This is a genomic window from Caulobacter sp. X, assembly GCF_002742635.1.
GTDB lineage: Bacteria > Pseudomonadota > Alphaproteobacteria > Caulobacterales > Caulobacteraceae > Caulobacter.
Genome location: NZ_PEGF01000002.1, coordinates 872,864 through 886,103, shown reverse-complemented (window position 1 = coordinate 886,103; position 13,240 = coordinate 872,864). Strand labels below are relative to the sequence as shown.

The following is a 13,240-nucleotide window of genomic DNA, read 5'->3' as shown; positions in this document are numbered from 1 at the left end:
GAAGATGGAAGAAAATCCTCCCCCCAGCGGGGGAGGTGTCGGCCCGAAGGGACGACGGAGGGGGAAGAGGCCGGCTTTCCAGCACTTCCCCCTCCGGCCCTTCGGGCCACCTCCCCCGCTAGGGGGAGGATCTTGTGAGCCGCCCACGGCGCCGCGCGGGACTCATGCTAGCGTCGCCGCATGCCTGACCGCGCCACGCCGAATCTCCCGTCCAGCGACTTCGACGCGACCGAGAGCTTCTATGCCGCCCTCGGCTTCGAGCGGGCCTCGCGCGATCCGGGCTGGATGGTGCTGGAGCGCGGCCGGCTGATGCTGGAGTTCTTCCCGTTCCCGGGCCTCAAACCCGCCACCAGCAACTTCGCCTGCTGCCTGCGGCTGGACGACCTCGAGGGCTTCTACGCGGTCTGCCTGGCGGCCGGGATCGAGGAGAAGACCGAAGGCTTCCCCCGCCTGCACCCGCCGGGCGACAAGAAGATCATGGCCGCCCTGATCGACCCGGACGGCACCCTGCTCAGGCTGATCCGGAACTGAGGGTCAGCCTCGCTCCCGGCAGCATCGGGAAGGTGACGATCGACACCTCCCAGAGCTCGACGCGGGACAAGACGCGCAGGCGGCCCTGGGTTCGCGCCTTCACCTGGCGAAAGCCGATCGACAGGCCGTCCAGCGCGCCGGCCTCGACCAGCGCGGCGACGAGCCTTCCACGCGGGGTCGCGCGCAGAATGCGGCCGCGCACGAACAGGCCCTTGGCGTCCTCGACGACCGCGTCCCAGACGCCGATCGGCTCGGCCTCGTCATGCTGGTGCAGCATCTTCACGGGGCTTCCGGCCGCCAGGCTCTCGGCGAAGGCGCCGGCGGCGGTGACGTCGTCATTGAGGTCGCGGGTCCAGAACAGGGACGCGTAGCCTTCGATGGAAAGATGATCGGACAAGGAATGGGCCTTTCCTTTTCATCGCCTTCCCAGGGCTTGTCCCTGGGACCCAGCGTTCCGCCGACGCGGCGCGCCTCTGAGGGGGCGCTCCGTGAGCGGACGCATGGGTCCTCGCCACAAGGGCGAGGAAGGCGGGGTTGTTGGGGGACGGCTAGCGGACGCGCTCCAGCTTGGCTTCGATGCGGTTCAGCGACTGGCGGGTGGCGTCGGCCTGGGCCTCGAGGCGCGCCAGGCGCTCGGCGACCGGGGCCTGGGCCTCGAGCCGGCGCTGCATCTCGTCGATCCGCGCCGAGGCCTTGCCGGCCCACAGCAGGGCGGCGGCGGCCTGGATGGCGACCGCGACCAGGACGGCGGCCGACACCTGGCGGTCCAGGCGCCAGCGGGTGGGTGTGGTCATGGGATGTCTCCAAATCCTCCCCCCAGTGGGGGAGGTGTCGACGCAGTCGACGGAGGGGGAAGAGGCCGGGCCAGGAGAACTTCCCCCTCCGGCCTTTCAGGCCACCTCCCCCTCTAGGGGGAGGATTTTAGTGCTCCAGCCCCGCCAGCCGCCGCCGCTCGGCGTCGGTTAGGAAAGACGCCGTCTCCAGCCGGCTCCACAGGGCGTCGCGTTCGGCCGACAGGGCTGGCACGGCGTCGAGGTCCGGAGCGATCCGCGCGCCGGGGAACTTCACGGCCAGCCAGGCGGTGAGCGCCCGCGCCGCCCGCTCGGCCAGCGGAACCACCGTCCCGCGCCAGAAGGCGGCGTTGGCCTCGCGGTAGTTGGCGTAGGTGTTGTCGCCGGGGATGCCCAGCAGTTGCGGCGGCACGCCGAACGCCAGGGCGATCTCGCGGGCGGCGGCGTGCTTGCCTTCGGTGAAGTCCATCTCGGCCGGGGTCAGCGACATGGCCCGCCAGTCGAGCCCGCCCTCCAGCAGCAGCGGCCGGCCGGCGTTGGCGGTCCCTGAATGCGCGTTGGCCAGCTCGGTCTTCAGCCGGTCGAACTGCTCGTCGGTCAGGCGGTCGCCGGCGTCCTTGGACGAATAGACAAGCGCGCCGGAGGGCCGGGCGGAGTTGTCCAGCAGCGCCTTGTTCCACGCGCTGGAGGCGTTGTGGACGTCGATCGCGAAGGCGGCGGCCTCCAGCGGCGAGAAGCCGTAGTGGTCGCTGGTCGGATTGAACAGGCGCAAGTGCAGCACCGGCAGCCAGCCGTCGCCGTCCCGCCCGATCCGGACCGTGCGCCCGGCGGCCTGATAGTCATAGGCAAGCGGCCAGCCGCGCGGTCCGGGCACCACCGTCATCCGGTCGGGGCGCAGGGCGTAGAGCTCGCTGGGCGCGCCGTCGCCGGCGGCTTCCAGATAGCCGTTGCCGGCCACCTGCAGGCTCCCGAAGAACGCCTCCATCAGATCGGGCCCGCCCTGCTCGGGATTGGGCCGGTCCAGCAGGCGCTTGAGCGGATGATCGTCGGCCCGGCGGCCGTCGACGAAGACGGCCAGCGGCGTGGCGGCCGCGGCCTCGGCGATCATCCGGACGCAGCGATAGGCCACGGGGTTCTTGGCGAACCCCTCGGACGCGAGCGCGCCATAGTCCCGCGGCGTCCACTGCGGACGACCGCCAGTCGTCAACGCGATCAGCCGCGCGGCGCGGGAGTCCTTGCGCTCAGGCGGGCGCGGTTTGGGGAAGAGCATGGGGGAGCGCTCCGGTAAGTGGAGTTGAGAACGAAAAGGGAACAATGTAGGGTGGTGGGGAAGGCGGCCCCTCCAAAGATCCTCCCCCGCGATGCGGGGGAGGTGTCGCGGAGCGACGGAGGGGGCGAGCACCGGAGAAGCCGATGAGACCTCCCCTTGTGCAGAGACTGACGGCGCAGCGCTTCCGCCGAGAGCTGACGCTGCCCGAAGGTTTGCTTTGGCGAGAACTGAAGGGCCGCAAGGTTGGTGGGCTACACTTCCGTCGACAGCATCCGGTCGGTCGTTACATTCTCGATTTCTACTGCGAGGCTTTATGTCTGGCCGTCGAGGTCGACGGCGAATGGCATTGCTTCGGTAATCGACCGCACAGGGATGCAGAGCGTGACGCGTGGCTGGAAAGTCGGGGCGTCGTCACGCTTCGCGTTCCTGCCCGCGATATCCTCGCTTCGCCGGAGGCGGCGGTGGGGCGAATACTGGATCAGGTCAGCGCTCGCCCCCTCCGGCCCTCCGGGCCACCTCCCCCGCATCGCGGGGGAGGATCTTGATCGCTTGAACCCTCACAACGCCCTCAGCCTAGGCCGCCTCTCAGCCCCCAGCATCAGTTCGCTGACCGCCCAGACCAGGGCGTCCGCCCGGTCGGGACTGTGTTCCAGATCCCCGGAGCCCAGGGCCATCAGTTCCTCCTCCAGCGCCACGAACGGCCCGCAGTGCAGCACGCGGCCCTGCTCGTAGAGCGCGGCCACCGGTTCGGCCCGCGCGCGTTTGCCGACCGATGCTCGCACCAGCTTCACCCGGCATGGCGGGTCCGCCTGGGCCAAGACCGAGCGCACCATGTCGCCGCCCTGGTTGGCCTCGGCCACGAGGGCGTCGGCGCTCCAGGTTCGCGCGGCGGCCACGGCGCGGGCGGCCCACCCCGCCGGCGACAGTCCCCGCGCGGTCTCGTCGGCCAGGACGAAGGCGCGGTCATCGCGGCGGCCGACGACCACGATGCCGCAGGCGTCGCCGCCTGCGGTGGCGGGCGGGTCGACGGCGACGACGACGCGGTCCAGGCGCGCCGGCCGCGCGGCGCGGCATCTGGCCAGGTCCTCGGCGCGGAACAGGCCGCCGTCGGTCTCGACGATCACCCCGTCCAACTCCTGAGCGGCCAGGCTGGTGCCGCCATAGAGACTCTTCAGCGTCCGCAGAAAGGCGGGCGCCAGGTTGCCGGCGTTGGCGGCCGTGCCCGCGCGGGTCAGGGAGACCCCGGGCTCGGCCATCAGCACCTTCAGGGCGCGATGGGGCTTGGGCGTGGTGGTCACCACCAGGCGCGGATCGGTCCCCAGGCGCAGGCCAAAGCGCAGCATGGCCAGGGTGTCGCCGGGCTTGGGCCAGGCGCAGAACTCGTCGGCCCAGGCGGCGTGGAACTGCGGGCCGCGCAGGGAGTCCGAGTCCTCGGCCGAGAAGGCGTAGGCGCAGGCGCCGTTAGGCCAGACCAGGCGCCGGCGCGAGGCTTCCCAGCGCGGGCGAAAGGCTGGCCCGCCCATCGCCTTCAAGCCAGACGGCCCCTCGATCATCACCTCGCGCACGTCGTGCAGCGTGGGTCCGACCAAGGCGAGGTTCGGATAGGCCAAGGCGTTCCAGGTCATCCAGCGCGCCCCGGCGAAGGTCTTGCCCGCGCCGCGCCCGCCCAGCATCAGCCAGGTCGACCAGGGCTCGAATGGCGGCGCGATCTGGTGCTTCAGCGGTTCGGCCAGGGCCGCGCTAAGCAGGCGCTGCTGGTCCAGGGGCTCCAGGACCGAGATCGCTATCGCCAGCGCCTTCATCATCTCGACGCTTGAGTTCGAGGAGCTCAGCGAAGCGAGTGAAGCGGGCGACAAGAGCGGCTTGAAGTTCTTCGGGGTCGTCCGGGATGCCGTCATGCATGGAGGCCTCGTCGTCATCGGCCGCCTCGTCGGCGGCGGGTTTGGCTTTGGGTTCGGGGACCATCGTCGCCACCGCCTTGGCCGACCGGGCGAAGACGCCGCAGAGGCGGGCGTCCTTCTCGATCTGGGCTTTTTCGGCGGGGTCGTCGGTGGCTTCGAAGGCGGTGATGAGTTGATCCATCTTCGCCGTGAGGCGGCCCTGCAGCGTCTCGCTCCAGGTCCGGACCTTGTCGCTATTTCCGGCCATGACACAAAGATACGGCGCCAGCGGACGCGGATGATCCAGAAGCCTATAAAAGTGACAAGTCTCTGATTTTCCTCAACTCCATCTCGTCTACGCCGAGCATGCAGCGCGCTGAACGCTCGTACTTGCCGCCGGGGCCGGCTCGACAGCGGCCTTCGCGCCGGCCACGCTGGCGGAAAAAGGGAGCCGTCATGATCGATCTTTCCGGAAGGACCGTGCTGGTCACCGGCGCCTCGTCCGGCATCGGGGCGCACCTGGCTCGCCGCGCGGCCGCCGCCGGGGCCAAGGTGGCGCTGGCCGCGCGGCGCGCCGAACGGCTGGAGGCGCTGGTCGCCGAGATCGGCCAGAGCGCGGCCGCCTTCTCGATGGACGTCGAGGACGAGGGTTCGATCATCGCCGGCTACGACGCCATCAGCGACCGCCTGGGCGTCCCCGACACGGTGATCGCCAACGCCGGGATCAATATCCAGGGGTCGGCCCTCGACATCGAGGCGGCCGACTTCGACAAGGTGATGGGCGTCAACACCCGGGGCGTCTTCCTGACCGCCCGCGAGGGGGCGCGGCGGATGATCCGGGCGGGGTCGGAGCAGACGGGTCGCGGCCGCGTCCTGCTGGTCGCCTCGATCGGGGCGCACAAGGTGCTGCCGGGCGTGACCGCCTACTGCGCCTCGAAAGCCGCCACCGCCATGATGGGCAAGAGCCTGGCCCGCGAGTGGGCCCGCAAGGGGATCAACGTCAACGTCCTGTGCCCCGGCTACATCCGCACCGAGTTGAACAGCGACTGGTTCGACACCGAGGGCGGCGCCAAACTGGTCGCCAGCTTCCCCCGCAAGCGGCTGATGGACGAGGACGATTTGACGGGCACGGCGCTGTACCTGTGCTCGGACGCCGCCCGGGCGGTGACGGGGAGCGTGTTCACCGTGGACGACGGACAGTCGCTGTAGAAATCCTCCCCCTAGCGGGGGAGGTGTCGGCTCGAAGAGACGACGGAGGGGGCAGACGCAAGGCTGCAAGCACTTCCCCCACCGGCGCTTCGCGCCACCTCCCCCGCTAGGGGGAGGATTTACTTGCCGCCCCTCTCGAACCGGGCTTCAAAGCGCGCCTAGGAACGGCCGTCGGCGCCTTGACGCTCGAAAGCCGCATCGCGCGCATGGACTTGTCATGTTAGCGCTCCCATCTATAGCGATCGCAACGACAACACTCGCAGGACGACCAAAGTGCATCTGACCGGCCAGCTTCTGATCGGCGGCGAAAGCCGCAAGGGGACCAACGGCGAGATCAAGGGCGTCAATCCCGCGACCGGCGAGACCCTGGAGCCCGCGTTCGGCGGCGCGACCAAGGCGGATGTCGACCAGGCCGCCGCCCTGGCCCACGAGGCCTTCGCCAGCTATCGCGCCCTACCCTACGAGACCCGCGCGACCTTCCTGGAGACGATCGCCGAGCACATCGAGGCGATCGGCGATGATTTGATCGTCCGCACCATGGCCGAGACCGGTCTGCCCCGCCCGCGCCTCGAAGGCGAGCGCGGCCGCACCGTCGGCCAGCTGCGCCTGTTCGCCGGCGTGCTGCGCGACGGCGGCTTCCTGGAAGCGCGGATCGACCCCGCTCAGCCGGACCGCAAGCCGCTGCCGCGTCCGGACCTGCGCCTGCGCAACGTGCCGCTGGGTCCCGTGGCGGTGTTCGGCGCGTCGAACTTCCCGCTGGCCTTCTCGGTGGCCGGCGGCGACACGGCCTCGGCCCTGGCGGCCGGCTGCCCGGTGATCGTCAAGGCCCACCCGGCCCACCCCGGCGCCTCGGAGCTGGTCGGCCGCGCCATCCAGGCCGCCGTCGCCGCCTGCGGCCTGCACCCGGGCGTGTTCTCGATGATCCATGACAGCGGCTATGAGGTCAGCCAGGCCCTGGTCGCCGATCCGCGCGTCAAGGCCGCCGGCTTCACCGGTTCGCGTCGCGGGGGCCTGGCCCTGCTCGCGATCGCCCAAGGCCGCCCCGAGCCGATCCCGTTCTACGCCGAGATGAGCAGCATCAATCCGGTGATCATGCTGCCCGCCGCCCTGAAGGCGCGCGGCGCGGCGATCGCCCCGGACTTCGTGGCCGCCCTGACCCTGGGCGCGGGCCAGTTCTGCACCAATCCTGGCCTGATCCTGGCCATCGAAGGCCCCGAGCTGGACGCCTTCGTCGAGGCCGCCGGCAAGGCTGTCGAGGCCGCGCCCGCCTCGGTGATGCTGACGCCGGGCATCTGCAAGGCCTTCGCCCATGGCGTCGCCGCCCTGACCGAAGCCAAGGAGGTGACCACCGTCGCGCGCGGCGTCCCCGGTCCCGACGGCAGCCACACCGGCCGCGCGGCCCTGTTCAGCGTCAAGGCCGCCGACTTCCTGGCCAATCCGCGCCTGCACGAGGAAGTGTTCGGCGCGGCCTCGGTCGTGGTCCGCGCCGCCGACCAGGCCGAGCTGGAAAAGGTCGTCGCCGCCGTCGAGGGCCAGCTGACCATCGCCCTCCACATGGACGAGGCCGACCACGGCATCGCCGCCGCCCTGCTGCCGACCCTGGAGCTGAAGGCCGGACGCATCCTGGTCAACGGCTTTGGCACCGGCGTGGAGGTGGCCCCGGCCATGGTCCACGGCGGTCCGTTCCCGGCCACCAGCGACGGCCGCACGACCTCGGTCGGCACCCTCGCCATCGCCCGCTTCCTGCGTCCGGTCAGCTATCAGAACCTGCCCGAGGCGCTGCTGCCGGCGGAGCTGAAGACGGAGAACCCGCTGGGGATTGCGCGGCGGGTCGATGGCAAGGTGAAACTCTAAAAAATCCTCCCCCTCGCGGGGGAGGATTTCTTTCATCCAAACACTTAAGCACTCACTTGACTATCCGCCCACGCCCCGATACTTAACCACATGCCTAACCATCCCCTCTCGCTCGACCTGATGTTCCAGGCCCTCGCGGACCCCGCGCGGCGCAACATGGTCGAGCGGCTTGCCCGCGGCCCCGCCTCGGTGAGCGAGCTGGCCCGGCCGCTGGACATGTCGCTGCCGGCGGTCATGCAGCACCTGGCCATGCTGGAGGCGGGCGGGATCGTGACGTCGGAGAAAGTCGGCCGGGTGCGCACCTGCCAGATCCGTCCCGAGGCGCTGTCCCTGGCCGAGCAGTGGATCAACCAGAGGCGCGTCCAGTGGGAGCGGCGCCTCGACCGGCTGGACGCCTTCCTGGCCGCCGAACAGAACGAGGAAACGAAATGACCCACCGCAGCGCCATCCACGCCACCTTCGTGGTCGAGCGGGTCTACGCCGCCTCGCCCGCCCGGGTGTTCGCCGCCTTCGCCGATCCGGAGAAGAAGGCCCAGTGGTTCCATGGGCCCGAGGAATGGGGCCCGCCGGAGAGCGGCATGGACTTCCGCGTCGGCGGCGAGGACTACGCCGTCAGCCGCCCGCCGGGCGAGCTCCCGCACCACTTCCGCAGCCGCTACCACGACATCGTGCCCAACGAGCGGATCGTCTACACCTACTGGATGCACCACGGCGAGAACCTGGCGTCGGTGTCGGTCGCGACGCTTGAGATGCGACCCGAGGGCGCCAAGACGCGGCTGGTCATCACCGAGGTCGGGGTGTTCCTGGACGGCTACTACAGCCCCGAAGGCCGCGAGGACGGCACGCGCCAGCTGATGGAGCAGATCGTTCCGATCGTGGAGGGGTGAGGCCTAGGTTTTCTCTCCTCCCCCTCCCCCGATGGGGGAGGAGAAATGAGCCCCCCTAATGCCCCCCCGCCGCCGGCGGCTTCGCCATCTTCGCGACATCCGCTTCCGTCACCGGCTTGGCGTAGCTGTTCCCGAAGTGCGTCCGGACATAGGTGATCGCCTCGGAAATCTGGGCGTTGCTCAAGGTCCCGACGAAGCCGGGCATGGCGCCCTTGCCGCCGGTGACGATCATGATCGGATAGGCCGCCCCGGCCAGGCGGGGGTTCGAGGCCAGGGCCGGAATGGTCCCCGCCCCCGCCCCGCCCTTGGCGTCCGCCATATGGCAGGCCTGACAGACCTGGACATAGACCTGCTCGCCGGTCACCGGCTTGGGCGCGCGAACGATGCCGCCGCCCGTGTCGCCGCCGCCGGACGCCGGCGTCTGGGCCATGGCCGGGAAGGCGACCAGAAGGGCCGCCGTCAGAATGATCTTCCGCATCCTCAGGCCTCCAGCGCGCGCTTGTGCAGACGGGTGATGGCGTCGATGGACGAGAGCAGCGCGCCCTCCATCCAGCACCCGACGTAGGAGGCGTGCTCGCCGGCCAGCACGATCCGGCGGTCCATGCCGACCAGGGTCTGGTAGTGCTGCTTGCGGGTGTCCTCGTTCCAGCGGGCGCAGCATCCGAGCGACCAGGGCACGCGGCTCCAGGCCACGGAGGCGCCCGACAGGAACTCCTTGCGGTAGCTTTCCGGGTGGATCACCGAGCCCTGGGCCAGGGCGACCTCGATCCGCTGCTCGGGCGTCATGCCGGCCAGGCGATAGGCCCCCAGCTCGCGGGCGAAGGCGCCCAGCAGCACGGCCGGGCCGTCCTTGAACATGTTGTTGTTCGGATAGGAGATCAGGGCGATCTCCTGGTCGGTGAAGCTGTGGCCGCCGTAGATGTAGTCGTCCTCCTCCCAGAAGCGGCGCTTCATCTCCAGGCCGATCTTGACCTGGCCGGAGTAAGGCACCGCCTTGATCGCGGCCATCATCTCGTCGGTGACCTGCAGGTCCATCTGGCCCAGCACGCCCAGCGGGATCGTACAGACGCACCAGTCGGCCTTGGCGTCGGTCGCCTTGCCGGTGACGGTGTCGGTCCAGCTGACCGTGACGCCTTTGTCGTCCTGGGCGATCTTGCCGACCTTGGCGTTGTAGGTGATCAGGCCCTCGACCTGTTTGGCGAAGCCCTTGCCGATCATGTCCATGCCGCCGACCGGCTGGAACATGGTCGTCTGCATCTCGTGGTTCATGAAGAAGCCCATCGAGGTCCAGACTTGGGGATCCAGCACATCGTGCAGGCTGTAGAGGTCCTTGGACGGGATCGGCGCGCCGTTAACGCCGCCGCCTGGCGGGCGCTCGTAGCCGCGGTGGCCGGAGGCCTTCAGGCTGGGCGAATACTTGTAATTGTTGTCCAGCAGGCCCCAGCCCTTCATCGCCTCCAACAGGCGATCGCGGTCTTCCTGGGTGACCGTGTCGTCGAGGGCCTTGGCGTTGACCGACTTGGCCAGCAGCTCGGCGATATTGCCCTCGAAGTCGGCGGCGGCGGCGTTGAAGCGCACCGGCTTGCCGCCGAAGGCCTGGGACGAGTGGATCCAGCCCGAGTGGTTGAACTGGATGAACGGCTCCAGGGCCACGCCGAACTGCTTGCAGTAGTGGAGCAAGGTGCGGTGATGGTGCGGAATGCGCCAGGGACCGGGGTTCAGGTAGTTGCCGGGGGCGAAGGCGACCTTCTGCGTCGCGCCGCCCAGCTCGGTGTAGGTGTCGCCGCCCCGCAGCGACCAGTTGCGGCCGCCGGCGCGGTTCTGGAACTCCAGGATCTGGACCTTATAGCCGGCCTTGCGCAGCTCATAGGCGGCCAGCATGCCGGCCAGGCCCGCGCCCAGCACGATGACGCTGGCGCCCGGCCGCGCGCCCTGCAGGTTCGGCGGGCCGTGGAACTGCGTCTCGGCCGCGTGGCCCAGCGTGGTCATCGCCTGATAGAGCGCCGCCGTGCCGCCGACCTTGGCGATGGCGGACAGAAGCTGGCGCCGCGTCGGCGCCCTGACACCGGAGTCCATGAAAGCCCTTCCCCTCACGCGCCGCCGAATTCGGCGTGCGGATAGAAGGGCTATCAGCGGAGACGGCGGGGGCGAGGCCTCACGGCGGCGTCGGGCGAAGGAGGCCGACCAAGCTCCGATTTATCGGCGCCCGGAGGAGTTCGCTGCGCGCGAACTGTGCAGGCGGGGCGACGGGGTCCGCCCCCCCTACTTCACCACCCGCAGGTTCGGGCGCTCGTCGGCGACGCGCTCGAGGGGGACGACGAAGTGGAAGCTGGAACCCTGGCCCAGCGCCGTGTGGACGTCGATCGTCCCGCCCATCAGCTGCACCAGCTCGCGGCAGATCGACAGCCCCAAGCCCGCCCCGTCGTGGGGCCGCGTCGACGACTCGTCGATCTGGGAGAAGCTCTTGAACAGGTCGGGCAGGTATTCGGCGGGCACGCCGGGGCCGGTGTCCTCGACCTCGAAGCGCAGGCCCTGGGTCGAGGGGCGAACCCGGACAGTGACGCCGCCTCGGTCGGTAAACTTGATCGCGTTGGCGACCAGATTGCCCAGCACCTGGCGCAGGCGCATGGCGTCGCCCCGCCAGCGTCCCCGGACATCCGGCGCCACATCGACAGACAGCGACAGACCCTTGACCGCCGCCGCGCCCGAGAAGGCCAGGCACGCGGCCTCGACCATCCCGGCCAGGTCGAAGACCTCGGACCGCAGCCGCACGGCGTGGCGCTCCAGCCGGGCGATGTCGAGGATGTCGTTCAGCAGGGCCAGCAGCGCCTGCCCCGACTCCTCCAGGATGCGCAGGCGGCGGGCCTGGGGCTCGGTCAGCGCATCGGCGGCCATCACCTGGGCCATGCCCAGGACGCCGTTCAGCGGCGTCCGGATCTCGTGGCTCATATTGGCCAGGAACAGGGTCTTGGCGGCGTTCGCGGCCTCGGCCTCGGTCTTGGCGGCGATCAGCTCGCGGCGGCCGTCGCGCAGCTGGACCAGCGCCTCGGCGACGCGGCGGAACAGCAGGATGGCGGCGACGCCCATGACCACGAAGCCGACGGCCAGCCAGGGGGCCAGGGTCTTGAGCAGCGTCAGGCCCGGATCGTCCGCCTCCCACGACAGCACGCCGACCGGACGGCCGTCGATGCCCGTCAGCGGCGCGTAGGGCTTCAGGCCCAGCGGCGTCTCGCGCAGCTGCAGCGCGTCCAGACCATAGGCCTCCGAGAAATCGCGAAGGAAGACCGCGTCCATCCGGCGCGCGCTGACCACGACCGTCGAGGGGCCGTCATAGGCGTCGGCGACGGAACGGGTCAGGGGCGTCACGGCGGCGAAGGCGACGAGATAGACGTCCCCGTCCTCGCGCATCAGCCCCACCCGGGTCACCTCCGCCGCGGCCCCAAGCCGTCCCGCGCGGAGGGCCCGGCGCGCATCGTCCGCGACCTGGCTGGCGATCGGCGCGGCCTTCGCCGGAAAGGCGCCGAGCGCCTCGGCGCGCGATCTGACCCCGGCCCGAGAGGCGTAGACGACCTGGCCCGAGCGCATCACGAAGGTCAGGCCGTGGCCGAACTGGGTCTTGTAGTACTGGGCGAAGTTGGCGTCGGCCCAGGCCGCGTCGACCCTGGGGCCCATCGCCTGATAGGCCCGGTCCCAAAGCGTGGCCGAGGTGAGCTCGCGGCGCATCCGCTCGAGGTCGCGGGCGATCGATCGATCCGCCAGGCTGATCTCGTCCTGGGCCTCGATATGGTCCAGCGTCCGGGCCGTGACGACCATCAGGGCCAAGCCGCCGACGAACGACACGACCACCAGGACAGCCGCCGCCACGACCAATCCGTGGATCAGCCGCATGGGCCGGTTGAGCACCCGGCGGGGAGAGGGTCGAGAGCTCGCCATCCATCCCGCCCTACGCCCGCGTGGCTAGCGAACGGTAAAACGCGGCTTTTAGCCACAGGACCTTAGATCCTCCCCCGCATCGCGGGGGAGGTGGCCCAGAGGGCCGGAGGGGGCTAGCTCCGCCGGCTCCAGCTTGCCCCCTCAGTCGCTCCGCGACAGCTCCCCCGCATCGCGGGGGAGCATCTTCGCGCCTTAGTCCACCGCCAGCATGCCTTCCAGCTTCAGGCGGAAGATCAGCACGCTGTCGGGCGGGATCTCGCCCATGTCGCGCGAGCCGTAGCCCAGCTCCGACGGGATGTAGAGGATCCATTCGTCGCCGACCTTCATTCTGGGCAGGGCCTCCAGCCAGCCCTGGATCAGCCCGTCGGCGGGCATGATCGCGGCGCGGCCCCGCGCGAAGCTGCTGTCGAACACCTGCCCGCTCAGCAGCTTGCCCTCGTAATTGACCTTGATGATGTCGCCCAGCTTCGGCGAGGGGCCGTCCTTGGGGCCGCTGGTCACGACCTTGTACTGCAGGCCAGAGGGCAGGCTGACGACGCCCGGCGCCTTGGCGTTCTTCTCCAGGAAAGCCTTGCCGGCGACGGCGGCGGCCGAGGGGCCGGCGTTCAACTGCGGCGGCGGCGAGGGCTGCGGGGTCTGGGCGTGGGCGGCGCCGGCGGCCAGTGGGGAGACGAGCGCGGCGGCGAGGGCCAGGGGAGCGAGAAGGCGCATCAAGGGTCTTTCGGGACTCATGGAACTTGTCTGAAGCGACACCCTAGCGGGGGTTCACCCGAACTTCGCGGCGAAATTTTGGGGGGTGGGGTTCCATCCTCCCCCCAGCGGGGGAGGTGTCGGCGCGTAGCGACGACGGAGGGGAAGGGGCAAGGTCAGCAAGACTTCCCCCTC

The 13,240-nt window shown here is 70.1% G+C and carries 13 protein-coding genes and 2 pseudogenes; 6 read left to right on the top strand and 9 right to left on the bottom strand.

The window, feature by feature from the left end:
* Positions 1 to 8 precede the first annotated feature (8 nt).
* A pseudogene (locus tag CSW60_RS24110) lies at positions 9 to 118 on the bottom strand (peptidase); the annotation flags it as partial.
* 62 nt (positions 119 to 180) lie between these two features.
* Here CSW60_RS24110 and CSW60_RS16420 point away from each other — a divergent pair.
* A complete protein-coding gene (locus CSW60_RS16420) occupies positions 181 to 531 on the top strand; it encodes a bleomycin resistance protein (protein ID WP_099538375.1) in 351 nt (116 codons plus the stop codon).
* Here the strand turns inward: CSW60_RS16420 and CSW60_RS16415 are convergent.
* The 3 genes and pseudogenes from CSW60_RS16415 to CSW60_RS16405 form a co-directional block, all read right to left on the bottom strand.
* Positions 512 to 928: an HK97 family phage prohead protease gene (locus tag CSW60_RS16415; RefSeq protein ID WP_099538374.1), complete on the bottom strand. Its 417-nt coding sequence runs from the start codon at positions 926 to 928 to the stop codon at positions 512 to 514. The genes CSW60_RS16420 and CSW60_RS16415 overlap by 20 nt on opposite strands.
* A gap of 151 nt (positions 929 to 1,079) precedes the next feature.
* Complete coding sequence (locus CSW60_RS16410) at positions 1,080 to 1,325, bottom strand: hypothetical protein (RefSeq protein WP_099538373.1); 246 nt, start codon at positions 1,323 to 1,325, stop codon at positions 1,080 to 1,082.
* A gap of 127 nt (positions 1,326 to 1,452) precedes the next feature.
* Positions 1,453 to 2,737, bottom strand: a pseudogene (locus tag CSW60_RS16405) (phage portal protein).
* On the opposite strand from CSW60_RS16405, the gene CSW60_RS16400 reads away from it, so the two are divergent.
* Entirely contained in the window at positions 2,736 to 3,137 is a 402-nt protein-coding gene (locus CSW60_RS16400) for an endonuclease domain-containing protein (protein ID WP_099538371.1), read from the top strand. The pseudogene CSW60_RS16405 and the gene CSW60_RS16400 overlap by 2 nt on opposite strands.
* A gap of 12 nt (positions 3,138 to 3,149) precedes the next feature.
* Here the strand turns inward: CSW60_RS16400 and CSW60_RS16395 are convergent, their stop codons facing one another.
* Positions 3,150 to 4,844 (bottom strand): DNA-packaging protein, encoded by a 1,695-nt coding sequence (locus tag CSW60_RS16395; RefSeq protein WP_099539161.1) that lies wholly within the window; start codon positions 4,842 to 4,844, stop codon positions 3,150 to 3,152.
* Positions 4,845 to 4,928: 84 nt separating this feature from the next.
* Between CSW60_RS16395 and CSW60_RS16390 the strand changes: the two genes are divergently transcribed.
* From CSW60_RS16390 to CSW60_RS16375, 4 genes are all read left to right on the top strand, one after another.
* Entirely contained in the window at positions 4,929 to 5,681 is a 753-nt protein-coding gene (locus CSW60_RS16390; RefSeq protein ID WP_099538370.1) for an SDR family NAD(P)-dependent oxidoreductase, read from the top strand.
* 273 nt (positions 5,682 to 5,954) lie between these two features.
* Complete coding sequence (locus tag CSW60_RS16385; RefSeq protein WP_099538369.1) at positions 5,955 to 7,535, top strand: aldehyde dehydrogenase (NADP(+)); 1,581 nt, start codon at positions 5,955 to 5,957, stop codon at positions 7,533 to 7,535.
* 90 nt (positions 7,536 to 7,625) lie between these two features.
* Positions 7,626 to 7,967, top strand: a complete 342-nt coding sequence (locus CSW60_RS16380) for a helix-turn-helix transcriptional regulator (RefSeq protein ID WP_099538368.1) — start codon at positions 7,626 to 7,628, stop codon at positions 7,965 to 7,967.
* Complete coding sequence (locus CSW60_RS16375; RefSeq protein WP_099538367.1) at positions 7,964 to 8,422, top strand: SRPBCC family protein; 459 nt, start codon at positions 7,964 to 7,966, stop codon at positions 8,420 to 8,422. The genes CSW60_RS16380 and CSW60_RS16375 overlap by 4 nt, the downstream gene beginning before the upstream one ends.
* A gap of 55 nt (positions 8,423 to 8,477) precedes the next feature.
* On the opposite strand, the gene CSW60_RS16370 is transcribed toward CSW60_RS16375, so the two are convergent.
* The 4 genes from CSW60_RS16370 to CSW60_RS16355 all read right to left on the bottom strand — a co-directional run bounded on the left by CSW60_RS16370 (position 8,478) and on the right by CSW60_RS16355 (position 13,066).
* Complete coding sequence (locus CSW60_RS16370; RefSeq protein WP_099538366.1) at positions 8,478 to 8,900, bottom strand: cytochrome c; 423 nt, start codon at positions 8,898 to 8,900, stop codon at positions 8,478 to 8,480.
* A 2-nt stretch (positions 8,901 to 8,902) separates the two neighbouring features.
* Positions 8,903 to 10,498: a flavin monoamine oxidase family protein gene (locus CSW60_RS16365; RefSeq protein WP_099538365.1), complete on the bottom strand. Its 1,596-nt coding sequence runs from the start codon at positions 10,496 to 10,498 to the stop codon at positions 8,903 to 8,905.
* A gap of 186 nt (positions 10,499 to 10,684) precedes the next feature.
* Positions 10,685 to 12,310 carry an ATP-binding protein gene (locus CSW60_RS16360; RefSeq protein ID WP_236634302.1) on the bottom strand — a complete coding sequence of 542 codons (1,626 nt, stop codon included), beginning with the start codon at positions 12,308 to 12,310 and terminating at the stop codon, positions 10,685 to 10,687.
* A gap of 237 nt (positions 12,311 to 12,547) precedes the next feature.
* Positions 12,548 to 13,066 (bottom strand): FKBP-type peptidyl-prolyl cis-trans isomerase, encoded by a 519-nt coding sequence (locus tag CSW60_RS16355; RefSeq protein ID WP_099538363.1) that lies wholly within the window; start codon positions 13,064 to 13,066, stop codon positions 12,548 to 12,550.
* Between the last annotated feature and the right edge of the window lie 174 nt (positions 13,067 to 13,240).